Here is a 24486-nt window from a genome sequence, read left to right as displayed (position 1 = left end):
GTGGACGGGTGACGGGATCCCCTGCTGGGGAGGGACGAATCGCGCTGGCGGACGTGCCTGACGCGCCAGGCGAGGTGGATCGATGCCCGCTCTCCTACTGTCGACGCATGACCTCCGCCGTGCTCGCCCTGGTGTTCGGATCCGCGATCGCCGTCGTCGGCCTAGTGCCCTGGGCCGCCCTGCAGTACCGGCGGCGCGGCGTCCTCGGAGTCGGCAACGCGGTGCTGGCCTTCGCCGCCGTGGTCTACGCGCTCGCCCTCGTCACCTACACGCTCCTCCCCCTGCCGGACGAGGCGACGGTCGCCGCCGCCTGCCGTGCCGGATCGGGTCCGCAGCTGCGCCTGTTCGCCTTCGTCGGCGACATCGCGAAGGAGGGCGGGATCGACGGGCCCCGCGCGTTGCTGACGAATCCCGCGTCCGCGCAGGTGCTCCTGAACGTGGTCTTCTTCGTCCCCCTCGGGATGCTCGTCCGCCATCTCGCTCTGCGCGGGCGCCTCGTCGCCGGGCTGATCGGCGGCACCGTCGTCGGCTTCGCCGTCTCGCTCCTCATCGAGGTCACGCAGCTCACGGGCGACTGGTTCCTCTACCCGTGCGCCTACCGGCTCTTCGACGTCGACGACCTGCTGGCGAACACCGTCGGCGCCCTGCTCGGCGCGCTCCTCTCCCCCGTCCTCCTCGTCTTCACCCGCCGGACCGAGGGCGCGGTGCCGGAGCTGGCGCGCCCGGTCACGATCCGCCGCCGCGCGTTCGGCATGCTCTGCGACGCGCTCGCCCTGAGCCTCATCACGGGCGCGCTCGTCTCGATCACCGGTGTCGGCCTCGTGCTCGCGGGGGTGGACACGCGGTCGAGCCCTGCGGACGTGGTTCTCGGAGCCCTGCCGTTCGCGGCCCCGCTGCTCCAGCTGGTGATCGTGCTGCGGACCGGCCGGACCCTCGGCGAGACGGTGGTGCGCCTTCGCCCCGAGCCGCGGCCGGTCGCATGGCAGCGGCTCGTGCGCTGGGCGGCGGGCTCGGGCGGCTGGTCGACGCTGCTCGCCGTCGAGGGCGGGTTCTGGGGGCTGCTCGCGTTCCTCCTCGGGGCGGCCGCCGTGATCGGCCTGATCGCGACCCGGGGCCGCCGGGGGACGGCGAACGCGCTGGCGCGCCTCGACGTCGTGGACGAGCGGGCGGAGGCGCCGACGGCCGTCCGCAAGACGGACTGAGAGGAGCCCGCCGGACGCCTGGGCGGGCTCCTCGTCAGACCGCCGCGCGGAACCCCTCGACCAGGTCCTGCTGCGCCTCGCGCCCGGCGCGCGTGGGCACGAGCGGGTAGACGTGCACCTGACCGACGGCCTCGTGCAGCTCGAACGGGACGCCGGCCGCCGCCGCCCGCTCGGCCAGCACGTGAGCGTCCGGGTTGAGGACGTCGCGAGTGCCGGTGAAGACGGTGAGCGGCCCGAGGCCCGCCAGCTCGCCGAACAGCGGGCTGACGACCGGGTCGAGCAGGTCGAGGGAGCCGCGCCAGCTCTCGGCGAGGACGCGACCGCCCGGGGTGCCGAGCCAGGGATCGGTCGGCTGCACCTCCGGGATCCGCGGATTGCTCCAGGAGAGGTCGAGCGCCGGCGAGACGAGGGTCGTGCGCGGCAGGACCACCCGGTCGTCGCGCAGGGCGAGGGCCGTCGAGAGGGCGATCTGGCCGCCCGCCGAGTCGCCGGCGAGACAGGTCGCGCCGTGCTGCTCCAGACTCCGCAGCACCAGGGCGCGGACGCTGTCGCGCGCCTCGAGCGCGGTGCCGAACGGCACGAGCGGGTAGATCGGCAGGGTGACCGCGACCGAGGCCTCGTCGGCGATGCGGGCGGCGAGCCACCAGTGCTGGGGCGCGATCTCGTTCACCCAGCCGCCGCCGTGGACGTAGACGACGCCGCCGCGGATCACCCGCGGGCGGATCGTGTAGACCGGCCAGGAGCCGACCTGCTCCACGTCGACGCGCACGCCGGGCCGGAGGCGGGGCGGCGGTCCGTAGGAGGCGGGACGGAGCGCGCGCTCCCGGATGCGGCGGCGGGCTCCCTCCGCGCTGACGAAGGTGCGGTTCGCGCGGGCGAGCCGGAGCGCGAGCGGGACGAGGGCATCGGGGACGACGAGCGGCATCGCCCGAGCATCCCGCACGCCGGTGCGCAGCGGCTGGGCGGCGACGGATGCCGCGGCGACGGAGTCACCCGGCGGCGCGAGGTCCGACGGTCGCGGTCGCGGTCGAGGCGCGGGGTCCGCGGACGAGGCGCGGGGGTCAGCGGACGAGGCGCGTCGGACCGGACCGGCCGGAGCACCGGCGCTCGCGGACAGCACGACGGCCCGGCCCGTGGAGGGAGCCGGGCCGGGGCCGCCGGTCAGCGTGGTGCCTGCACGCCCGCGGAGCGCGGGTCGGCAGCGACCTCGCTGTCGCCGTGCGCTGCGGGTCAGCGGCGCGCGGCGGAGCGGCCGGCGAAGCGGGTGTAGACGAGCAGGACGATGATCGCTCCGATGATCGAGCCGATGATGCCGGCGGGCTGGAAGAAGCCGTCCATCGGGTCGTGCTGGAAGATCAGGAACCCGAGGAAGCCGCCGACGAACGAGCCGACGATGCCGAGCACGATGGTCATGCCGATGCTGATGCTCTGCTTCCCGGGGACGATGAGGCGGGCCAGCGCTCCTGCGATGAGTCCGACGACGATGAGGCTGATGATGAGACCGAGCATGGCGGTCGTCCTTCCGTTGTGCGGGCGGGGGCCCGCTGATCGGTTCCGCGGTTGCGGGACCGGTGGCTACGCAACCACCCCGGAGGAGGCGGCGGTACACCCCTGGGGGTGTGCTCGCCCCGACGAGCCGTGCGGTAGCGTCCGACCATGACCCGCCGTGCGCCCCTCACCGTCGCGCTCGTCGACGACTACGACGTCGTCCTCACGGGCCTCGCGCACATGTTCGACCACTACCGCGACCGGGTGGTCGTCGCCGAGATCGACGCGAACGCCTCACTCTCCGACCGGATCGACGTCGTCCTCTACGACTCGTTCGCCCAGCCGGAGTCGGACCACCACGAGATCGCGGAGCTGGTGCGCAACGAGCGGGCCGAGCACGTGGTCGTCTACACGTGGAACTTCGCGCCGACGCTCATCGCGGACGCCCTCGAGCAGGGCGTCCACGGCTACCTCTCCAAGACCCTGCCGGCGCGGGAGCTGGTGGCCGCGCTCGAGCGGGTGGCCGCGGGCGAGGTCGTCGTCAGCGATCCTCCGCGGCGGGCGGGCAGCGCACCGGGCCTCGACTGGCCGGGCCGCCACGAGGGCATCACCGACCGGGAGTCGGAGATCCTCGCGCTCATCACGCAGGGCAAGAGCAACGCCGACGTCGCCGCGCTCACCTACCTCAGCCCCAACACGGTGAAGTCCTACATCCGCAGCGTCTACGGCAAGATCGGCGCGACCAGCCGCACGCAGGCCGTCCTCTGGGGCGTCGACCACGGCTTCACCCCCGACCACCACCGCATCGACCACTGGCTCGGCGGCCCCTGACCCGGCCCGGCCACCCGCCCGCGAGATGCCACTTCGGTACGCGACACGCCGACGAACGCGTACCGAAGTGGCATCTCGCAGGAGGGGGACGGGGGCTCACGCACCGCTACGGTGTCGCCATGCCCCTCGACCGCGCGCCGACCATCCGCGACGTCGCGGTGCGGGCCGGAGTGTCGTACCAGACGGTCTCGCGGGTGCTCAACGACAGCACGCAGCTGCGGCCGCGCACCCGGGAGCGCGTGCTCGCCGCGATCGAGGACCTCGGCTTCCGCCCCAGCGCCGCCGCCCGCGCCCTGGCGACGAGCCGCTCCGGCCTGATCGGGATCCTCGCCGCCGAGAGCCACAGCTTCTACGGCACCGCCACCGCGATGGCCGCGATCGAGCAGGCGGCGCGCGACGCGGGCTACCGGGTCCCGGTCGTGAACGCGGCGCCGGACGCGGAGTCGCTGGCCGACGGTCTCGCCCACCTGCAGCGGGAGTCGGTGGAGGCGATCGTGGTCCTCGCCCCGCAGGAGCGCGCGCTGGAGGCGATCGAGAGCCTCGCGATCGGCGTCCCCTCGGTGACGCTCGGCGCGACGGACCGCGGCGCCGACTCCCTGCTCCTCGTCGACCAGGCGGCCGGAGCGCGATTGGCGACCGAGCACCTCGTCGGCCTCGGCCACACCCGCATCGCGCACCTCGCCGGTCCGCAGCACTGGGTGGAGGCGCAGGCCCGGCTCGAGGGCTTCGGCGCCGGGATGAGCGCGGCCGGCCTCGACCCCGTCGCCGTCGTGGAGGGCGACTGGAGCGCCGAGTCCGGCTACCGCGCCGGCCTCCGCCTCCTCGGAGCCGCGCTTCTGCCGACCGCGGTGTTCGCCGGCAACGACCAGATGGCGCTCGGACTCCTGCACGCCTGCACCGAGCGGGGACTGCGCGTGCCCGACGACCTCAGCGTCGTCGGCTTCGACGACGTGCCCGAGGCGGCGCACTACCAGCCGCCGCTGACCACCATCCGCCAGGACTTCGCGGAGGTCGGCCGCCGCACGATCGGCGTCGTGCTCGCGGAGCTGCGCGGCGAGGAGCCCGCCGTCGACCGCCCGGTGCCGCCGGTGCTGGTGGAGCGGGCGTCGACCGCTCGGGCCTGATCGCCCGGCAGCCCCCCGCCTCACCCCGCGTGCGGCAGCAGCACCTCCACGCGCCCGTCGCGCACCCGCGTCTCGAACCGCGGCTGCGGGGAGGTGGCCGGCCCGCGCAGCACCTCGCCGGTCTCCAGCGAGAAGGCGCTGCCGTGCCACGGGCAGGCGACGCACGCCTCCCCCGAGGCGTCCGCCGAGACCTCGCCCTCGTCGAGCGGGCCGGAGAGGTGGCTGCAGACGTTCGACAGCACGTCGATCCGCTCGCCCCGCCGGAAGGCGAGCAGGGGAAGACCCGCGACCTCCTTCCTCACCGGGGTGCGCTCCGGCAGGTCCGCCAGGGCGCCGAGCTCCTGCCACCCGGAGGGGAAGCGGTGCGGGACGTCCTCGGCGTGGTTCGCTCCCGCCGCCTGCCGGTAGCTGAGGTGGCCGCCGAGGTAGCCGCCGCCCGAGACGACGGCGAGCCCGAGCATCCCGAGCACCTTCCCGCTCGTCGTGCGCCCCCGGCGGCGCTGCAGCCACGACGCGGCGTAGAGGCCCGTCGCGACCACGTTGGCCGCCGAGTGCACCAGCCCGACGCGGGCCTGCTGCTCGTGCAGCTCCGACCAGTCGGTGAAGCCGGAGGCGGCGGTCGGCAGGACGCTGATCACGCCGACGCCGACGAGGGTCCGCGCGGCGCGCTCGTTCCCGGGCAGCAGGTCGAGCACCGCCGCCGACACCCAGGCGCCGGTGGGCACGAGGACGAGCAGCGGATGGACGGGGTGGCCGACCGGGACGCCGTGCAGCACGTCCCGCACCGGCTGCGGCCGGACCACCGCGTTCACGGCCCGCTTCACCCGGCCGACGAGCGGATCGAGGGCGGCGGCGTTCTCGAGGCGGGTGACGAGTCTGACGAGTCTGATCTCACGCATGCCTCATGCGACCAAGCGGGCGGGCACGGCGGAAGGGGCTTGCGGCGGAGGAGGAGCAGTCGGACCCCGCCGGCCGGCCCCTCGCTTGCCGACCCCGAGCCGTTTCGCCTACGCTGACCCGGGGCTTTGTGAACGGTCACATCGCCCGAGCGAGGAGCATGATGGACCAGCGCAGGCCCACCCCCGCCGACGTGATCACGAGCGGCGCCACCGCCCTCGGCATCGAGCTCGGCTCCACCCGGATCAAGGCGTGCCTGGTCGACGCGGCCGACCCGTCCGTGGTCCTCGCGGTCGGCAGCCACGAGTGGGAGAACCAGTTCGTCGACCGCCGCTGGACCTACTCCCTCGACGCCGTCCACGCGGGCCTCCAGGCCGCCTACGCGGACCTCGTCGCCGACGCCTCGTCGCGCCACGGCGTGCAGCTCTCCTCCGTCGGAGCGCTCGGCGTCTCGGCGATGATGCACGGCTACCTCCCCTTCGACGCGGACGGCGAGCTGCTCGTCCCCTTCCGCACCTGGCGCAACACCAGCACCGGGCCCGCGTCGGCCGAGCTCACCGAGCTGTTCGGCGCCAACATCCCGCTGCGCTGGTCGCTCGCGCACCTGCACCAGGCGGTCCTCGACTCCGAGCCGCACGTCGAGCGGATCGACTTCCTCACCACCCTCGCCGGCTACGTGCACTGGCGCCTCACCGGCGAGAAGGTCCTCGGAGTCGGCGACGCCTCCGGCATGGTCCCGACCGACCCGGCGACCCGCGACTACGACCAGCGCGTCGTCGACCTCTACGACGAGCGCGCGGCCGGCGCCGTGAAGCCCCTGCGCGAGCTGCTGCCCGCCGTGCTCCCCGCGGGCGCCGACGCCGGCTCGCTCACCGCCGAGGGCGCGCTCCTGCTCGACCCCACCGGCGCCCTCCGGCCCGGCGCCCCCGCCTGCCCGCCCGAGGGCGACGCCGGCACCGGCATGGTGGCGACCAACTCCGTCGCCCCGCGCACCGGCAACGTCAGCGCCGGCACCAGCATCTTCGCCATGGTCGTCCTCGAGGGCCCCTTGGAGAGCGTCCACCACGAGCTCGACCTCGTCGCGACCCCCGCCGGCGACCTCGTCGCGATGGTCCACTGCAACAACGGAGCCAGCGAGCTCGCCGGCTGGGTCGGCCTGTTCTCGCGGTTCGCCGCCGCGTCCGGCGGGCCCTCCGACAGCGACGCCGTCTACGGCACCCTCTTCGCCGAGGCGCTCGAGGGCGAGGCGGACGCGGGCGGACTGCTCGCCTACAACCACCTCGCGGGCGAGCCCATCGCCGGCCTGGTCGAGGGCCGCCCGCTCGTCGTGCGCACCCCCGACTCGCGCCTCACGCTCGCCAACTTCATGCGCGCGCAGCTCTACGGCGTGTTCGGCACCCTGGCGCTGGGCATGCGCGTCCTCGCGGGCGAGGGCGTCCGGATCGACGAGATGTTCGCGCACGGAGGCATGTTCCGCACCGCCGGGGTCGCCCAGCGCTTCCTCGCCGGCGCGCTCGACGCCCCGGTCTCGGTCGCTGCGACCGCCTCCGAGGGCGGCCCGTGGGGCATGGCGGTGCTCGCCGCCTACCGACTGCAGAGCGGAGTCGCGCTCGACGCGTACCTCACCGATCAGGTCTTCGGCGACTCCGGCTTCGAGACCGTCGCCCCCGACGCGGACGACATCGCCGGCTTCTCCGCCTACCTCGAGCGCTACCGCGCCGGCCTCGCCGTCGAGCAGACCGCCGTCGAGACCCTCACCGACCCGCAGAACCAGGGAGCCACCGCATGACCACCCAGACCCCCGCCGTCGAGGAGGCGATCGCCCGCGTCCGCGAGGACGTCGCGCGGCTGCACTCCGAGCTCGTCCGCTACGGCCTCGTCATCTGGACCGGCGGCAACATCTCGGGCCGCGTGCCCGGCGCCGACCTCTTCGTGATCAAGCCCAGCGGCGTCTCCTACGACGACCTCGCGCCCGAGAACATGATCCTCTGCGACCTCGACGGGAACGTCGTCCCCGGCACCCCCGGCAGCGACCGCAGCCCCTCCAGCGACACCGCGGCGCACGCCTACGTGTACCGCGAGATGCCCGAGGTCGGCGGAGTCGTGCACACGCACTCCACCTACGCGACCGCGTGGGCGGCCCGCGCCGAGTCGATCCCCTGCGTCATCACCGCGATGGCCGACGAGTTCGGCGGGGAGATCCCCATCGGCCCGTTCGCGATCATCGGCGACGACTCCATCGGCCGCGGCATCGTCGCGACCCTCAGCGGGCACCGCTCGCGCGCGGTCCTGATGCAGAACCACGGCGTCTTCACCATCGGCAAGGACGCGAAGGACGCCGTCAAGGCGGCCGTCATGGCCGAGGACGTCGCCCGCACCGTGCACCTCGCGCGCCAGGGCGGCGAGCTCGTCCCCATCCCGCAGGAGTCGATCGACGCCCTGTTCGACCGCTACCAGAACGTCTACGGACAGAACCCCACCGGAGCCATCGCATGAGCGTGTACCAGAGCATCATCCCCGACCTCGCCACCCGCACCGTCTGGTTCCTGACCGGCAGCCAGGACCTCTACGGCGAGGACACCCTCCGCCAGGTCGCCGAGCAGTCGCAGGCCGTCGTCGCGCAGCTGAACGAGGCGGGCGCGATCCCCGTGACCGTCGAGTGGAAGCCGGTGCTGAAGAGCTCCGATGCCATCCGCCGCACCATGATCGAGGCGAACTCCGACGACTCCGTGGTGGGCGTCATCACCTGGATGCACACCTTCAGCCCCTCGAAGATGTGGATCCACGGCTTCGACGCGCTCGCCAAGCCGCTGCTGCACTTCCACACCCAGGCGAACGTCGCCCTGCCGTGGCAGGACATCGACTTCGACTTCATGAACCTCAACCAGGCCGCGCACGGCGACCGCGAGCACGGCTACATCCTCAGCCGGATGAGCGTGCCCCGGAAGACGGTCGTCGGCCACGCGAGCGACGCCCGCGTCACCGAGGCCATCGGCACCTGGTCGCGCGCGGCCGCCGGCTGGTCCGCCTCGCAGAGCATGAAGGTCGCCCGCTTCGGCGACAACATGCGCAACGTCGCCGTCACCGAGGGCGACAAGACCGAGGCCGAGATCCGCCTCGGCGTCAGCGTCAACACCTGGGGCGTGAACGAGCTCGTCGAGCGCGTCGACGCCGCCACCTCCGAGCAGATCGACGCCCTCGTCGCGGAGTACCTCGAGAGCTACGACGTGGTCCCCGAGCTGATCCCCGGCGGCGAGCGCCACGAGTCCCTCCGCTACGGCGCCGCGGTCGAGATCGGCCTGCGCTCGTTCCTGGAGGAGGGCGGCTTCGAGGCGTTCACCGACAGCTTCGAGGACCTCGGCGGGCTCCGCCAGCTCCCGGGACTCGCCGTGCAGCGCCTCATGGCCGACGGCTACGGCTTCGGCGGAGAGGGCGACTGGAAGACGGCCGTCCTCATCCGCATCGCCGCCGTCATGGGCGCCGGCCTCCCCGGCGGCACCAGCCTGATGGAGGACTACACCTACGACATGACGCCCGGCGAGGAGCTCATCCTCGGCGCGCACATGCTCGAGGTGTCGCCGTCCCTGTCGTCGAAGCGCGCCTCGCTCGAGATCCACCCGCTGGGCATCGGCGGCCGCGAGGACCCGGTGCGCCTGGTCTTCACCGCCGACGCCGGACCCGCCGTGGTGGTCGCCCTGAGCGACGTCCGCGAGCGCTTCCGCCTGGTCGCGAACAAGGTCCAGAACGTCGAGCCGCCCCAGACGCTCCCGCACCTGCCCGTCGGCCGCGCCGTCTGGCAGCCCGCTCCGGACTTCGGCACCAGCGCCGCCGCCTGGATCACCGCCGGTGCCGCGCACCACACGGTGATGACGACGCAGATCGGCCTGGAGGCGTGGGAGGACTTCGCCCGCATCGCCGGCGTCGAGCTCCTCGTGATCGACGAGTCGACCACCCTCCGCGGCTTCGAGTCCGACATCCGCTCGAACGCGGCGTACTACCGCCTCTCCCAGGGCCTGTAGATCCTGCGAGGCCGGACGGCCGGCTCCCTGCGGGGGGCCGGCCGTCCGTCGTTCCCGGCGAGCCGCCGGGTCGGGGCGGGGGCCCGCCGCCGAGACCGGCCTGGATCGCGTCCGCGATCGAGGGCGGATCGCCCTCTCCGGCCCGTTCGGCGCCCGCTGCAGCGTCCCGGCCCCGGTTGCGGACGCGCTCGCAGCACGACGGAGGCCGGGAGGTCCGGACGGCCCTCGCGGGCAGTCGGTCCTTCCGGCCTCCAAGATGCAGGCGTGCGGCGGGCGGTCAGTCGCGCGAGGTCGAGAACGCCGCGTCGAAGGCGTCGGCCGGCGGCGTGATCGCGTTGAGCTTCCGCACGAAGGCCAGGGCCTCGGGGGCGCCGTCGAGGCGGTCCATGCCGGCGTCCTCCCACTCGACGCTGGTCGGGCCGGTGTAGCCGATCGCGTTGAGCGCGCGGAACACCGGCTCCCACGGGACGGCGCCGTGCCCGGTCGAGACGAAGGTCCACCCGCGGCGCGGGTTCGCCCACGGCAGGTGCGAGCCGAGGACGCCGTTGCGGCCGTCGAGGTTGGTGACCGACTCCTTCACGTGAACGTGGAAGATGTGGTCGGCGAAGTCGAGCACGAACGCGACGCTGTCGAGCTGCTGCCAGACGAAGTGCGACGGGTCGAAGTTGAAGCCGAACGAGGCGCGGTGGCCGATCGCCTCGAGGGTGCGCTTGGCGGTCCAGTAGTCGTAGGCGATCTCGCTCGGGTGCACCTCGAGCGCGTAGCGGACGCCGACCTCCTCGAAGACGTCGAGGATCGGGTTCCAGCGGTCGGCGAAGTCCTGGTAGCCGGCGGCGATCCACTCGTCGGAGGCGGGCGGGAACATGGCCACGCCCTTCCAGATCGACGAGCCGGAGAAGCCGTTGACCTGCGTCACGCCGAGCGCGGCGGCGAAGCGGGCGGTGTCCTTGAGGTCCTGGGCGGCGCGCTGCCGGACGCCCTCGGGGTCGCCGTCGCCCCAGACGCGGTCGCTGAGGATGTCGCGGTGGCGCTCGTCGATCGGGTCGTCGCAGACCGCCTGGCCGGTGAGGTGGTTCGAGATGGCGAAGACCTGGAGGCCGTTGCGCTCGAGGATGTCCTTGCGGCTCTGCACGTACTCCGCGTCGTCCCAGCGGGCGACGTCGATGTGGTCGCCCCAGCAGGCGATCTCGAGGCCGTCGTAGCCCCACTCCCCCGCGAGGCGGGCCACCTCCTCGAAGGGGAGGTCCGCCCACTGGCCGGTGAAGAGGGTGATCGGTCGCGTCATCGCGGATTCCTAACTCTCGACTCCCGCGCGCCGTCGCACTGGGAGAGGTAATTTGAGGGTCCACGCAACATATCAGGCACTCCCGCGAGCCCGAAAGGAACCGATCATCGCCCCGATCGACGGCGCACTGTCGCGCACGCCCACCCTCGTCACCGCCACCGCAGCCCCGACCTGGGAGGAGGGCCTGATCGTCGGCAGCGGCCGCGTCGGCGCCGTGGTGCACGGCCCGGCCGACGCGCTCACCGTCTCGCTGGCGCACGAGCGCTACTTCCTCCCCGTCAACGCGCGGCCCGCCGCCCCGGACCTCGCCCCGGTGCGGGACGAGCTGCGGAGTGCCCTGCTGGCCGGGGACGCCGACGCGGCGAGCGACCTGCTCGAGCGCGGGGCGCGGGCGAGCGGCTACGACGGCGGCCTGATCTGGACCGATCCGCTCGGGCTGTGCGCGACGCTGTCGATCCGCACGGCCGGCGGGGTCGCGTCGAGTCGGCGCCTGCTCGACCCGCTGCTGGGCGAGGTCGCGGTCGAGTGGACCGACCTCGACGGCGGGCGGCACGCGGTGCGACTGATCGCTCCGCACGGAGGCGAGAGCGTCCGGCTGCGGGTGGAGTCGGAGCGCGACGGCGAGAGCACGGTCGAGCTCGGGCTGGGCGCCGGGGACGCGACCTCGTTCGACACGGGCGTGCCGGACGCGTCGGCCGTGGTCGAGGCGACGGTCGAGGGCGGTGCGGTCGGACGACTGCTGGCCGTCGCCGGGACCGGGAGTGCCGAGACCGGGGGCGAGCGGATCCGCGCGACGGTCACCGCGGCGACCGGGGTGCCGTGGGACGTGGAGGGCGTCGTGACCCGCTCGACGGTGTCGGTCCCGGCCGGTGCGGGCGCGCTCCTCCGTGTCGATCTGTCGCTGGCGGGCGACGAGCCGGCGAGCCGGGAGCGTGCGGGCGGCGAGTCGACGGGCGACGACGCCTCGTGGGCGGAGCTGCGCGAGGCCCAGCGCCACGGGCACGGCCGGCTGGTCGGCGCCTCCTCCCTCGATCTCGCCGGCGCCTCCTCCGCGGTGCTCACCGAGGACCTCTGGGAGGAGGCGCGTGCCGGCGACGAGGGTGCGCGCCGCCGCGTCGTCGAGCTGGCGTACCTCAGCGGCCGCGCGAACATCGTCGCGTCGACCGGCGAGCTGCCGCCGACGCTGCAGGGCGTCTGGCAGGGCACCTGGCGGCCGGCCTGGTCGGCCGACTACACGCTGAACGGCAACGTGCAGAACGGCGCGATGGCGGGGATGATCCCGACCGGCACGCCCGAGCTGGCGCTGTCGATCCTGGAGCTGGTGCTGCCGCACCTCGATGACTACCGCGAGAACGCGCGCCTCGTCTACGGGGCGGAGGGGATGCTCCTGCCGTCGCGGATGTCGACCCACGGCCGCGCCGACCACTTCGCGGCGAGCTACCCGCACCTCTTCTGGACGGGCTGCGGCGGCTGGGTGCTGCGCCTCGCCGCCGACGCCGTCGCGGCCACGGGAGACCGCGGCATCGTCGACGACCGGCTGTGGGAGCTGGCCGAGGGCGTGCTGCGCTTCGCCGAGACCGGGACGACCGTGGTCGACGGGGTGCGCCGGATCGTCCCCTCCTACTCCCCCGAGAACACACCGGGTGGTGCGCGCTCGCCGATAGCGGTCGATGCGACGATCGACGTCGCCGTGCTGCGGGACGCCGCGCGGGCGACGGCGCTGCTCGGCCGGGCCCGCGGCGACGACTCGCTCGACGAGCGCTGGGCGCGGGTGGTGGCGCAGCTGCCGGAGTACCGGGTCGCCGAGGACGGCACGCTGGCGGAGTGGATCGACCCGCGGTTCGCGGAGGAGATCGCGCACCGGCACGCGTCGCAGCTGTACCCGCTCTGGTACGCGGGCGACGCTGCCTTCGAGGGCCCCGGCGCCTCCGCGGTGCGGCTGCGGGCCGCCGCGGCGGCGACGGTGGCGGCGAAGATCGCGTGGCGGGCCGAGGCGCCGACCGCTCCTCCCGGGCGGATGGAGATGGCGTTCGGGCTGGTGCAGGTGGGCGTCGCGGCGGCGGCGCTGGGTGACGGGGAGGCGGCGCTGACCTGCGCGGAGTGGCTCGCGGTCGAGCACTGGTCACCGACCCTGACGACCCGGCACGATGCGGGGAGGATCTTCAACCTCGACGCCAGCGGCGGACTGCCGGGGCTCGTGGCGGCGATGCTGCTGGGATCGGATGACGAGACGCTGACGGTGCTGCCGGCACTGCCGTCCGCGTGGGCGCGGGGTGCCGTGACGGGGCTGCGCGCGCGCGGCGGGGTGGTCGTGGACCGGCTGGAGTGGTCGCCGGGACGGGCGTCGCTGTGGGTGCGGCGGGTGCCGAGCGCGGAGTGGCTGGCACCGGCGGGCGGGACGCGGGTGCGCACGCTGCGCGACGCGGTGCTGCGGGTCGACGGGCGCGAGGTGTCGGGCGGGCTGGAGCTCGGTGCGGAGGCGGTGCGCGTGGACGTGGAGTGGCGCGGCTGAGGGCACTGCGGAGGGTACGGCTGCAGCACGCGGAACGAGCTCCGGTACGCCGACGGAGGCGGAGCAGCGCACCGGGTGTCGTCCCGGCTGGCCGCCGGACCCGCCGTGTGGCCGCGTCGACGTGAGAACGAGACGCGAGCAGGATGCGGTGGGTGGGGTCGGGTCAGCTCCGCGAGTGCCCGTAGCGGTCGTAGACGCGGTTGCGGGCCGCCCGCTCGGCGGCGGGCAGGCGCTGCGCGTCGGCGATCTCGTAGACGCCGAAGGTGTCGCGCAGGCGCGAGGCCGGGTCGACCTCGACGAAGGTGCACCAGGGCAGCCAGTGGTGGTGGCTGCGCAGGGTCTGGGTCGCGAAGTCGCCGCTCTCGTGGCCGAGGCCGGGCATCGCGTAGCCGATGCTGCCGTCGACGTCGGTCGACTGGCGGGTGTTGCGGTGCAGGAACTCGGCGAAATCGAGGTAGTGCTCGTCGCCCGTGATCAGGTGCAGTCGGTAGTAGCTGTACGAGCAGGCCGCCATGTAGACGTCGGCGCCGCCGCCGAGGGTGATGATGCTCTGTCCGCTGATCGAGTACCGGTTGAAGGGATGCGCCCAGGGCGCGCGGACCGGGAAGGACCACGCGTAGGTCCAGGTCTCCGTGTAGTCGGCGGCGCGGACGGCGCCCTCCAGCCAGCGCGGCTCCTCCGTCAGGTCGTACAGCGCGAGGAAGCCGAACAGCCCGTAGATGCCCGCCTCCTTGTCCTGGATGTCGGCGTTGTCGCAGGTGCCGCCGCGGTACTCCAGGGTCCGGTGGATGTTCGCGAACGACCACTCGCCGGCGCGCACGGCGGACGCGCGGTAGCGCCCCTCCCCCGTCACGAGGTGCAGCTGCACGAGGAAGCGGATCACGCTCGGGGTGTTCGAGCGCGAGTCCATCCGCACCGAGCCGTCGGCGTTGTAGGCGCGGTGGAAGCTGCCGTCGGCGTCCTGCACCTCGAGCAGCCAGTCGGCGGTCCGCCGGCAGAACTCGAGCCAGAGCGGGCGCTCGTCGCCGAGGTCGCGCAGGTGAAGGTAGGCGTCGAGGATCGCCTCGACGCCGTCGGCGAGCATCCGCAGGTAGTGCGGGTACGGCTCGAAGCCGCCGAGCGAGGGGTTGAAGCACATCCGCGGCGGGCCCGACTCGGGCAGCGCGGTCCGCGCCCAGAAGTCGACGATGCCGACGCCCTGCTCGAACGCCTCCGGCACGCCCTCGCGGTCGCCGTAGCGCAGCAGCTGGTAGCCGATGCCGGGCTGCTGCCCGACGAAGCCGAACTGGAAGGAGACGCTCGAGACGTCGAGGTCCGGCAGCTGGCAGGCGAACGGCAGGCCCCAGGAGTCGCCGTAGCGGCGGGTGAGGCGCTGGAGGATCCCCATGCCGTGATGGAAGTGCCGCTCGTTGTCGACCTCGAACAGGTCGTCGCGGAGCCGGGCGTAGGTGCTGCGCCAGGTGGCGCGCATCATCGTCGCGAAGTCGTCGTACCGGCCGAGGTCGACCGCGACGGCGTAGCGCTGGCGGAAGCCGACCTCGACCGGGTGGTTCACCCGCTGCAGGGCCTTCGGGGCGGCGTCGTAGTCGAGGCCGGAGTAGGGGTTGTCGATCGGGCGCTCGCCGTCGGCGCCCGGGTGGACGTAGTCGATAGACAGGCCCGCGGGCGGCACGTCGAGCGGGGTCCGCACGCCGAAGCCGTAGTAGAGGTAGTTCAGCGTCGTGCCCTGCGGGCGGCTCAGGCCGATCGAGCCGACGGTGCACTCCGGGTCGGTGAAGTTCTCCGAGCGGACCACGTCCAGGCGCGGCAGCGTCGCGTCGGCCGCCCAGCGCGAGAGCGCCACGGTCTCGCCGGTCGCGAGGCTCTGCGCGGCGAACAGCGGCAGCGCGTAGTGCGTCTCGGTGCGCCAGAAGTACTCGCTGCCGGGGTCGCGGCCCATCGCGTCGGCGGGCCCGAAGGCGTTGTCGCGGTACCAGGCGCCGGGGGCGAAGCACTCGTAGTCGCGGAGGTCGTCGGACCCGGTCAGCCCGAGCGAGACGGCGGTGGAGAAGCCGAGGTCGCCGCCGGCCGCCACCACCTCGACGTCGCGGTGCACGGAGAAGCCGTCGCCCGCAACGCGCCAGACGTCGGTGACGGCGAAGGCCGACCCGGAGCGGACGGTGATCGTCCCGCTCGCGGTGATCGCCCCCTCCGACAGCGAGACGTCGTCGTAGGGCGCGCCGGAGTACTCGCTGATCGCGGCGACGGTCTTGACCGTGACGCGCAGCGGCCGGTCGTTCGCGTAGAGGACGCGCTCGCCCGCGAGCACCTCGAGGCCGCCCGCCTCGACGCGGAGGGTGTAGTCGCCGGAGCGCAGTTCCACGGTGGTTCCTTCCCGGAGGGTCATCTCAGCTCTTCTCGTCGTGCGCGCGGGGGCCGGCCGATGGGGCGGCCCCCGCCGGCTCGTCCTCGAGCCGCTGCGCCCCGGGATCGAAGCGCCGCGAGCCCGGCCGGAACAGCAGCGCCACGCCGCCCTCGACCATGCCCGCGAGCAGCAGCAGGATCGCGAACGGGATCAGCGAGATCTCGGCCCACGCGCCCATCACCGGCATCACCAGTCCGGCCGCCGTGAAGCTGACCGTGCCGAGGATCGCCGTGACGCTGCCCGCCTCGCTCGACGGGCCCTGCAGCGAGAGGTACTGCACCGGGGCGAAGCCGAGCGAGCGGCCGGCCAGCGCGAACGTCAGCGCGCCGACGACGACGAGCAGCGGCTGCGTGCCGGTGAGCGCGAGCACCGCGACCACGACGGCGCCGAGCGCCGTGACGATCGCCGAGGCGAACATCGCGAACCGGGGTCCGAACCGCGGCACGATCACCCGTCCCGTCGTCTGCCCGACCGCGATCGTCACGAGCGAGGTGACCAGGAACAGCAGCCCGTACAGGTCGGGCCCGACCGCGTAGACGTTCGTGTAGAGGAAGGGAGCGGTCGCGAGATACGCGAAGCCGACCGACCAGCCCGCGGCCGAGGCGGCGGCGAGCGCCAGCACGCGCGGCCGCCGGAGCATCCCGAAGGAGTTGCGCAGCGACGGGCCGAGCCCGCCCTGGTGCCGCCGCTCGCGGGGCAGCGTCTCGGGCAGCACCAGGAGCGCGATCACGGTCGCGAGCGCTCCCCAGGCGGCGACCGCGAGGAAGGAGCCGCGCCAGTCGATCACCTTGGTCAGCTGCGCGCCGACGGAGGGCACCAGGATCGGGAAGACCGAGACGATCACGGCGAGGTTCGCGAGCATCGTGACGAGCCGCTTGCCGCTGTAGAGGTCGCGGACGATGGCGGTGACGACGACACCCGCGGCGGTGCAGGCGGCGCCCTGGACGAAGCGAGCCGAGAGCAGCACGGCGGTGTCGGAGGTCATCGCCGCGACGAGGCTCGCCGCGATGTGCAGCGCCGCCGAGACGCCGAGCGGCCACTTGCGGCCGACCGCGTCGCTGAGCGGTCCTGAGACGAGCTGGCCGGCCGCGAAGCCGAAGGTGGCGCCGGTGACGACCAGCTGGGCGGTCGCCACCGAGACGCCGAGATCGTCCTGCAGCGTCGGCAGGAACGGCAGCACCAGGTCGATGGTGAGCGGCCCGAAGCCGACGAGCATCGCGAAGATCGGCAGCAGGAGGCGGCCGCGGGGCATCGCTTGGACGGCGGGGGAGGCGGTGGAGGCGGTCATGAGCGCGGAGCGCAGATCACGGAGGGGATCCTGTCCATCAGCTCCCGGCCGAGACCGGGAAGTAGAGAGAGAAGGGTTCGTCGACGACCTCGTGCAGAGGCCGGAAGCGGACGGCGGCGGGCTGGCCGACGGCGCGGTAGCCGCGCAGCCACTGGGTCCACTGCCGCTCGTTGTCGGGGGCGAGCAGGGCGGGGGCGTCCTCGAGGCGCCCCCGCAGCGCGATCTCGCGGTCGACGAGGCCGGCCAGCACGATCGGGCCCTCGACGAAGGCGACCGTGCCCGGCTCGTCCGGGATCGGCACGGCGCGGATCTCGGTGCCGAAGGCGAGGTCGACGCTCGTGCGGCCGCCGGGGTGCTCGATCAGGAGCGCGCCGTCGCCCGCCCGGACGCGCTCGGCGTCGCCCGCGACCCCCGGCTCGCCGACGGTCCACTCCGGCACCCGCAGCCGCACGTGCAGCGCGACCCCCTCCTCCGAGACGATCTCGACCCGGATCCGCGAGGCGGTGGGGCGGTGCACGTCGCCCGCGGCACCCGCGTTGGCGTCCGGGCCGACGTAGCCGGCGGTGTCGAGCACCTCGACCCGCACCGCCGCGTCGCCGGCGGCGGACGGCAGGCGCAGGCTCGCGTCGACGTGCTGCGCGATCGTCAGCTCGGCGTCGCCGCCGCGGTAGAAGACGAGCCCGGAGTGGCGCGTGTGCGCCTGCACCAGCGTGCCGTGGCAGCACCAGAAGTCCTCGGTCGGGCTGCCCCAGTCCTTGCGGGCGCCGCCCTCGAGCGGCAGGAAGTAGGCGACCATCCCGGTCCGCGGGTTCTGCTGGGCGAGGAGGCCGTTCCAGAGGTTCCGCTCGATGTAGTCGGCGTAGGCGAGGTCGCCGGTCCAGCGCAGCAGCACGTCGGCCAGCCGGATCATGTTGTAGACGACGCAGTGCTCCTGCGTCTTCTCGCCGCGGCGAGCGGCGAACGCGAAGGGCGGCGTCCAGATCTCGCCGGAGGTCTGACCGCCCGTGCAGAAGGTGCCGCGGAGGGTGACCGCCTGCTCCCAGTAGGCCTCGACGATCCTCCGCCAGCGCTCGTCGCCGGTGACCTCGTAGGCGCGGGCGGCGCCGAGGACCTCGGGGATCGTGGTGTTGGCGTGCATGTTGGTCAGCACGTCGCGGCCCTCGAGCAGGCCCTCGAAGAGGGAGCGGCGGTCGTAGCGGCCGAGCAGCTCGGTGTAGACGGGGTCGCCGGTGATCGCGAGGAGGTCGGCCCAGACCTCGAGCATGCCGCCGGTCTCGACCTCGAGGATCTCCTGGAACGCGGCGTCGTCGAATCCGCGGACCCACTCCAGCAGCGGGACCGTGGCGGCCCGCGCCATCCGCAGCGCCCGCTCGTCGCCGAGGTCGAGGTGCAGGTCGACGAGGCCCATCAGCAGCTTGTGCATCGCGTACTGCGGCGCCCAGATGGGGCGGCCGGTCGCGAGGCGGTCGAGGTAGCCGCGCGGGATCGCCCAGATCCAGCCGCCGCCGTTCTCCTCCTGGCAGCGCTCGAGTCCGTCGAGCACGGAGTCGATCCGGACGCGCAGCAGCGGGTCGCCGGTGACCGCGACCTCGCGGGCCGCTGCGGAGAGCCAGTGGCCGAGGAAGTGCCCGCGCAGCTGCGAGCCCGGCGTCTCCCAGCCCCAGTGCCGGTCGAGGCCGCGGGCCTCGCGCGAGTCCTGCGAGGGGTGCAGGTGCCAGCCCTGGTCGCCGATCCCGGCCTCGATCAGGAAGTTCTGCAGCAGCCCCTCGTCGGTGAGCGAGAGGAGGTAGTCGCGGTTGAGCCGCCGCCGCGCGTCGAGCACCCCGCGCTCCAGGCGGGTCTCGTGCGGGGCCGGGTGGGTCAGCGGCATGGGTGCTCCTCGTCGAGGCGGTGGGTGGTGGGGATGAGCGGTGCGAGCGGTGGTCGATCGGCGCGGGTCGATCCGCGCGGTGGTCCATCCGACCGAGGTCGAGATCGATCTCTCGCTGTACTCAGACCAGGATCGACGATAGGAATGGGGACATGCAATCCCCGAGAGTGATCCATCTCGTCGCCGATGACGTGTCCGCCCTCCTCACTCAGTCGGGAGGCGACCTGCCCGTGCTGCTGCACTGGGGTCCGCGACTCGACGCGAGCGACGACGATCTCGCAGCTTTCGCAAGAACTCCCGTGCGGACGGGGATCGAGGGCTCCTCCGACGTCCCCTACGAGCCCGGGATCCTGCCCGAGCACACCTTCGGCTGGGCCGGCCTGCCGGGTCTCCGGGTGCACCGGGAGGGCGCCGGCTGGTCGCCGAGACTGACCGTGGACACCGTCTCGGTGGACGGGGAGGCCCTCGCGGAGGGCGCGGTCGCGCAGGCCGGCAGCGCCGCCGTGACCATCGAGGCGCACGACGGGCAGGCCCGGATCGGGGTGGTCCTAGAGATCGTTCTCTCCCCTACCGGACTGCTCAGGACCCGCGTCTCGGTCCGCAACGACGGCGCCGGGCACCTGGAGGTGATCGGCGTCGACCCCGCCCTCCGGATCCCGACCGAGGCCCGCGAGATCCTGGACTTCTCCGGCCGCTGGGGCACCGAGAAGATCCCCCAGCGCCACCCCGTCGTCACCGGCACCCACTCCCGCTCCTCGCGGCGCGGCCGCACCGGCCTGGACGCGACGACGGTCGTCGCGGTCGGCACCCCCGGCTTCGACTCCGCCGACGGGCGGGTCTGGCTCTGCCACGTCGGCATCGGCGGCAACCACGAGCACGCGGTGGAGCGCGGCGACGGCTGGCTCGCCTTCCGCGGCGGCGAGCTGCTCCTGCCCGGCGAGGTGCGCCTCGCGAGCGGCGAGAGCTACTCCTCCCCCTGGATCTCCGGCAGCTTCGGCCACGGCCTCGACGCTGCGGCCGCCCGCTTCCACGCCCACCTCCGCGGGGTCTCCCGCTCCTCGCGCCGGCCGCGCCCGGTGACGCTCAACGTCTGGGAGGCGGTCTACTTCGACCAGGACCTCGCCGTCCTCGCCGAGCTGGCCGACCGCGCCGCCGCCCTCGGGGTCGAGCGCTACGTGCTCGACGACGGCTGGTTCCTCGGCCGCAGCGACGACCGCGCCGGCCTCGGCGACTGGACGCCCGACCCCGTCGCCTGGCCCGACGGCCTCCTCCCCCTCGCCGAGCACGTCCGCGGCCTGGGCATGGAGTTCGGCCTCTGGGTCGAGCCCGAGATGATCAACGAGGACTCCGACCTCGCCCGCGCGCACCCCGACTGGATCCTGCGGGCCCGCGAGGAGCTGCCGCCGCGGTTCCGCTTCCAGCAGGTGCTCGACCTGACGAACCCCGACGCGTTCGCGCACATCCTCGGCGTGCTCGACGGCCTGGTCGCCGACCTCGGCGTCGCCTACCTCAAGTGGGACCACAACCGCGACCTGATCGACGCGGGCCACCCCGCCACCGGGACGGCCGCGGTGCACGAGCAGACGCTCGCGCTGTACCGGCTGATCGACGAGCTGCGCGCCCGGCACCCGGAGCTCGAGATCGAGAGCTGTGCCTCCGGCGGCGGCCGGGTCGACCTGGGGATCCTCGAGCGCACCGACCGCGTGCACACCTCCGACAACCAGGACCCGCTGGACCGCTCGCGGATGCTGCGCTGGACCGGGCTGCTCGTGCCGCCGGAGATGCTCGGCTCGCACGTCGCCTCGCCGGTCAACTCCGTCACCGGTCGCACCAGCGACCTGCACACCCGCTGCGCGATCGCCTTCCTCGGCCACTTCGGGATCGAGTGGGACCTCCGCGAGCTGGACGCGGAGGAGGAGCCCGTGCTGGCGGGCTGGATCGCGGCGTACCGCGAGCACCGCGGCCTGATCGCGACCGGCCGGGTCGTCGGGGGCGACGACTCCGACCCCGACGCGCCGTCGCTGCGCGGCGTCGTCGCGCCGGACGGCTCGGAGGCGCTGTACACGCTGGTCACGCCCGCGCTGACCGCGGACTCGCGCTGCCGCGTCCGCCTCCCGGGCCTGGATCCGCGGGCGCGCTACCGGATCGAGACCGCGCGCCCCGGCTCGCTCGGCCCGCCCTGGCAGAGCCCGCACTGGCTGGAGTCGACGGTGCCGCTGGACTCCGACGCCCCGGCCCCCGCCTACCCGGGGAGCCTGCTGGGCGAGGCGGGCCTGGACCTGCCGACCTTCCACGCCGACCGCGCGATCGTCCTGCGGCTCGTCCGCGAGACCGCGTGAGCACCGCCGCCGATCCCGGCGTCCTCGACACCGCCGCCGCCGGAACCGCCGCCGCCGATTCGTCCGCCACCACCCTGGAGCACCCCGTGAACAGCACCGTCACCGTCGACCTCGACCGCCCCGGCGCCACCATCAGCCGCCACCTCTACGGCCACTTCGCCGAGCACCTCGGCCGGTGCATCTACGACGGCTTCTGGGTCGGCGAGGACTCGCCCGTTCCGAACGAGGGCGGGATCCGCCTGGACGTCGTCGAGGCCCTCCGCGCCCTCGACATCCCCAACCTCCGCTGGCCCGGCGGCTGCTTCGCCGACCGCTACCACTGGACCAACGGCATCGGCCCGCGCGAGGAGCGCCCCGGTCTGATCAACACGCAGTGGGGCGGAGTCGCGGAGGACAACTCCTTCGGCACCCACGAGTTCATGGCGCTCTGCGAGCTGCTCGGCGCCGACGCCTACATCTCGGGCAACATCGGCTCCGGCACCGTGCAGGAGATGGCGGACTGGGCCGAGTACCTCACCGGCGCGGGGAAGTCGCCGATGGCCGACCTGCGCCGCTCCCACGGCCGGGAGGAGCCGTGGACCGTCCGCTTCTGGGGGCTCGGCAACGAGACCTGGGGCTGCGGCGGCAACATGCGCGCCGGCGCCTACGCCGACCTGGCGCGGCAGTTCGGGACCTTCGTGCAGAGCGGCAACGACACTCCGCTCTACCGCGTGGCCGCCGGAGCCGACGGCGCCGACACCCACTGGACGCAGACGCTGATGGAGGTGATCCCCGAGATCGAGGGGCATCCCTTCTCCTCCGTGCAGTGGGAGTCGGTCTCGGTGCACTACTACACGATCGGCGGCAGCTGGCACGCGAAGGGCAGCGCGACCGACTTCGACGCCGACACCTACTGGAGCACGATCGTGGCCGCGCAGGGGATCGAGGAGCTGCTCCGCTCGCACGCCGCGGTGATGGACGTCCACGACCCCGAGAAGAAGTACGGGATGGTGCTCGACGAGTGGGGCACCTGGTGGGACGTGGAGCCGGGGACCCACCCGGGCTTCCTCTTCCAGCAGAACACGATCCGCGACGCGATGGTCGCGGCCTGGCACTTCGACGTCTTCCACGGCTTCGCCGACCGCCTGACGATGGCGAACATCGCCCAGACGGTGAACGTGCTGCAGGCGATGCTGCTGACCGACCCGGACGGCGGCGAGATGGTCCGCACGCCGACGTACCACGTGTTCGAGATGAACAAGGGGCACCACGACGCGACGGTGCTGCCGACCACGGTCGCCGGCCCGACGCACGCGGTCGACGGCCGCGAGATCCCCGTCGCCTCCGCCTCCGCCTCCACGAAGGACGGCCGCGTCCTGGTCTCGCTGACGAACGTCGACCTGGAGGAGCCGCTCGAGGTCTCCCTCGACTTCCGCGGTGGGACCGTGACCGGCGCGACCGGCCGCCTCCTCACCGCCGACCGCCCCGACGCGCACAACCGGCCCGGCGCCGCCGACGAGGTGAGCCCCGTCGCCCTCGAGGGCATCGAGACGACGGCCACAGGCCTGCGGGTCACGCTGCCCCCGCACTCCTTCGCGACCGTGACGCTGGAGCTGTCGTGATCGCCGCGCGCACGGAGGCCGCCCGCCGCCCGCCGATGGGCTGGAACAGCTGGGACTGCTTCGGCGCCTCGGTGACGGAGGAGGAGGTGCTCGCGAACGCCGAGTACCTCGCCGAGCACCTCCTGCCGCACGGCTGGGACACGGTCGTCGTCGACATCCAGTGGTACGAGCCCGATCCCGGCACGAGCGACTACCAGGAGGTGTCGGAGCCGGTGCTCGACGACTGGGGCCGCCCGCAGCCCGCCGTCGGACGCTTCCCCTCCGCGGCGACGGGCGGGTTCACGGCGCTGGCCGCGCGCGTGCACGCCCTCGGCCTCCGCTTCGGGGTGCACCTGATGCGCGGCGTCCCCCGCCGAGCGGCCGAGCTCGGCCTGCCGGTGCTCGGGGCGGAGGCGACCTGCGCCGACATCGCCGACCGCGGGAACGTCTGCCCGTGGAACCCGGACAACTACGGCGTCGACATGAGCGCGCCCGGCGCGCAGCAGTACTACGACTCCGTGATGGCGCAGCTGGCCTCGTGGGGCGTCGACTTCGTGAAGCTCGACGACGTGCTCTACCCGCCGATCCAGGCGGAGGAGATCGCCGCCCTCTCCCGCGCGATCGACGCGACCGGCCGCCCGATGGTGCTGAGCCTCTCGCCCGGCAAGCAGCTCTCGCTCGAGAACCTCGAGCTGCTGCGGTCGACCGCGCAGATGTGGCGGATCTCGGACGACTTCTGGGACGACTGGGCGCACCTGCACGAGCAGTTCCAGCGGGCCGCGCGCTGGGCGCCGCACCAGCGCCCCGGCGCGTGGGCCGACGCCGACATGCTGCCGCTGGGGCGGATCGGCGTGCGCGCGCACGTGGGCGAGGACCGGCTCTCGCGGTTCACGCCCGCGGAGCAGCGGACGCTCGTGACGCTGTGGTGCCTGCTCCGCTCGCCGCTGATGATGGGCGGGCACCTCCCGGACACGCCCGCCGACACTCTCGCGCTGCTGACGAACGGCGACGTCCTCGCGCTCCTCGGCGGCGACGGCAGCCGCGAGATCGTCCGCGACGGCGACCTGGTGGTGTGGTCGGCGTGGCGCGGCGACGAGCAGTGGCGCGGAGTGTTCTGGCTGGGCTCGTCGGCGCGGTCCTACTCGGCGCACCTGGCCGACCTGGGCTGCTCCGGCGCGACCTCGGCCGTCGACGTGTGGAGCGGCGCCGAGCTGCCGATCGTCGGCGGCGCCGTCGAGCTCGAGCTCGAGCCGCACGGCTGCCGCCTGCTGCGCCTGGCCTGACGCGCGGGCGCCGGCCGGGGCGGGCGGGGCCCGCCCCGGCCCGCCCCGGCTCGCCTCGGCGAGAAGCCAGGAGTCGTCGCACTCGACACCGACCGCGACAACTCCTGCGCACTCGCGGAACCGCGATCGGGATGAGCCCGACGAGAAGCCAGTAGTCGTCGCACTCGACGCCCACTGTGACAACTCCTGCGCACTCGCGACCGGCCTCGGGACGCCGGACGCCCGTCGCTCCTGTGCCGAGCACCCCGAGACTCCAGGAGTTGTCGCACTCGAGACCGACTGCGACAACTCCTGCGCACTCGCGGAACCGCGATCGGAGGAGTCCGGCGAGAAGCCAGGACTTGTCGCACTCGACGCCCACTGC

Annotated in this window: 17 protein-coding genes; 10 read left to right on the top strand and 7 right to left on the bottom strand. The window is 73.7% G+C overall.

What is annotated here, in order from left to right:
- The first annotated feature begins 107 nt into the window (after positions 1 to 107).
- On the top strand, positions 108 to 1202 hold the full coding sequence (locus GSU40_RS02785; RefSeq protein WP_160033553.1) for a VanZ family protein: 1095 nt from the start codon (positions 108 to 110) through the stop codon (positions 1200 to 1202).
- Positions 1203 to 1236: 34 nt separating this feature from the next.
- On the opposite strand, the gene GSU40_RS02780 is transcribed toward GSU40_RS02785, so the two are convergent.
- The gene (locus tag GSU40_RS02780) at positions 1237 to 2127 is read right to left on the bottom strand and encodes an alpha/beta hydrolase fold domain-containing protein (protein WP_160033551.1); all 891 of its coding nucleotides are present in this window, start codon (positions 2125 to 2127) and stop codon (positions 1237 to 1239) included.
- A 305-nt stretch (positions 2128 to 2432) separates the two neighbouring features.
- Positions 2433 to 2711: a GlsB/YeaQ/YmgE family stress response membrane protein gene (locus GSU40_RS02775; protein ID WP_104225042.1), complete on the bottom strand. Its 279-nt coding sequence runs from the start codon at positions 2709 to 2711 to the stop codon at positions 2433 to 2435.
- Between the two features lie 147 nt (positions 2712 to 2858).
- Here GSU40_RS02775 and GSU40_RS02770 point away from each other — a divergent pair, with 147 nt between their 5' ends.
- Positions 2859 to 3521 carry a response regulator transcription factor gene (locus GSU40_RS02770; protein ID WP_104225041.1) on the top strand — a complete coding sequence of 221 codons (663 nt, stop codon included), beginning with the start codon at positions 2859 to 2861 and terminating at the stop codon, positions 3519 to 3521.
- A 119-nt stretch (positions 3522 to 3640) separates the two neighbouring features.
- Positions 3641 to 4645 carry a LacI family DNA-binding transcriptional regulator gene (locus tag GSU40_RS02765; protein WP_160033549.1) on the top strand — a complete coding sequence of 335 codons (1005 nt, stop codon included), beginning with the start codon at positions 3641 to 3643 and terminating at the stop codon, positions 4643 to 4645.
- 20 nt (positions 4646 to 4665) lie between these two features.
- Here the strand turns inward: GSU40_RS02765 and GSU40_RS02760 are convergent, their stop codons facing one another.
- Complete coding sequence (locus GSU40_RS02760) at positions 4666 to 5544, bottom strand: Rieske 2Fe-2S domain-containing protein (RefSeq protein WP_160033547.1); 879 nt, start codon at positions 5542 to 5544, stop codon at positions 4666 to 4668.
- A 161-nt stretch (positions 5545 to 5705) separates the two neighbouring features.
- Here GSU40_RS02760 and GSU40_RS02755 point away from each other — a divergent pair, with 161 nt between their 5' ends.
- The 3 genes from GSU40_RS02755 to araA are packed head-to-tail and all read left to right on the top strand — an operon-like array spanning position 5706 to position 9561.
- On the top strand, positions 5706 to 7331 hold the full coding sequence (locus GSU40_RS02755; RefSeq protein ID WP_160033545.1) for an FGGY-family carbohydrate kinase: 1626 nt from the start codon (positions 5706 to 5708) through the stop codon (positions 7329 to 7331).
- A complete protein-coding gene (locus GSU40_RS02750) occupies positions 7328 to 8038 on the top strand; it encodes an L-ribulose-5-phosphate 4-epimerase (RefSeq protein WP_104224687.1) in 711 nt (236 codons plus the stop codon). Before GSU40_RS02755 ends, GSU40_RS02750 begins: the two co-directional genes overlap by 4 nt.
- Positions 8035 to 9561, top strand: a complete 1527-nt coding sequence (gene araA, locus GSU40_RS02745) for an L-arabinose isomerase (RefSeq protein WP_160033543.1) — start codon at positions 8035 to 8037, stop codon at positions 9559 to 9561. Before GSU40_RS02750 ends, araA begins: the two co-directional genes overlap by 4 nt.
- 277 nt (positions 9562 to 9838) lie before the next feature.
- Here the strand turns inward: araA and GSU40_RS02740 are convergent, their stop codons facing one another.
- A complete protein-coding gene (locus GSU40_RS02740) occupies positions 9839 to 10846 on the bottom strand; it encodes a sugar phosphate isomerase/epimerase family protein (protein WP_104226056.1) in 1008 nt (335 codons plus the stop codon).
- A gap of 52 nt (positions 10847 to 10898) precedes the next feature.
- Between GSU40_RS02740 and GSU40_RS02735 the strand changes: the two genes are divergently transcribed.
- Complete coding sequence (locus GSU40_RS02735) at positions 10899 to 13358, top strand: glycoside hydrolase family 95-like protein (protein WP_160033541.1); 2460 nt, start codon at positions 10899 to 10901, stop codon at positions 13356 to 13358.
- A 163-nt stretch (positions 13359 to 13521) separates the two neighbouring features.
- Here the strand turns inward: GSU40_RS02735 and GSU40_RS02730 are convergent, their stop codons facing one another.
- The 3 genes from GSU40_RS02730 to GSU40_RS02720 are packed head-to-tail and all read right to left on the bottom strand — an operon-like array spanning position 13522 to position 18920.
- The gene (locus GSU40_RS02730) at positions 13522 to 15720 is read right to left on the bottom strand and encodes a hypothetical protein (RefSeq protein WP_160033539.1); all 2199 of its coding nucleotides are present in this window, start codon (positions 15718 to 15720) and stop codon (positions 13522 to 13524) included.
- A gap of 25 nt (positions 15721 to 15745) precedes the next feature.
- The gene (locus GSU40_RS02725; protein ID WP_160033537.1) at positions 15746 to 17050 is read right to left on the bottom strand and encodes a multidrug effflux MFS transporter; all 1305 of its coding nucleotides are present in this window, start codon (positions 17048 to 17050) and stop codon (positions 15746 to 15748) included.
- 37 nt (positions 17051 to 17087) lie between these two features.
- Positions 17088 to 18920, bottom strand: a complete 1833-nt coding sequence (locus GSU40_RS02720; RefSeq protein WP_160033535.1) for a beta-L-arabinofuranosidase domain-containing protein — start codon at positions 18918 to 18920, stop codon at positions 17088 to 17090.
- A 152-nt stretch (positions 18921 to 19072) separates the two neighbouring features.
- Between GSU40_RS02720 and GSU40_RS02715 the strand changes: the two genes are divergently transcribed.
- From GSU40_RS02715 to GSU40_RS02705, 3 genes are read left to right on the top strand one after another with little or no spacing between them, the layout of a single operon-like run.
- Positions 19073 to 21259, top strand: a complete 2187-nt coding sequence (locus GSU40_RS02715; RefSeq protein WP_160033533.1) for an alpha-galactosidase — start codon at positions 19073 to 19075, stop codon at positions 21257 to 21259.
- On the top strand, positions 21256 to 22860 hold the full coding sequence (locus tag GSU40_RS02710) for an alpha-L-arabinofuranosidase C-terminal domain-containing protein (RefSeq protein ID WP_348271958.1): 1605 nt from the start codon (positions 21256 to 21258) through the stop codon (positions 22858 to 22860). The genes GSU40_RS02715 and GSU40_RS02710 overlap by 4 nt, the downstream gene beginning before the upstream one ends.
- Positions 22857 to 24122, top strand: coding sequence for a glycoside hydrolase family 27 protein (locus GSU40_RS02705; protein WP_244229567.1), 1266 nt, complete (start codon positions 22857 to 22859; stop codon positions 24120 to 24122). Before GSU40_RS02710 ends, GSU40_RS02705 begins: the two co-directional genes overlap by 4 nt.
- Positions 24123 to 24486 lie beyond the last annotated feature (364 nt).

Source organism: Rathayibacter sp. VKM Ac-2805 (assembly GCF_009834265.1).
GTDB lineage: Bacteria > Actinomycetota > Actinomycetes > Actinomycetales > Microbacteriaceae > Rathayibacter.
The sequence above is the reverse complement of the archived record's forward strand: the minus strand, read 5'-3'. Positions and strand labels throughout refer to the sequence as shown.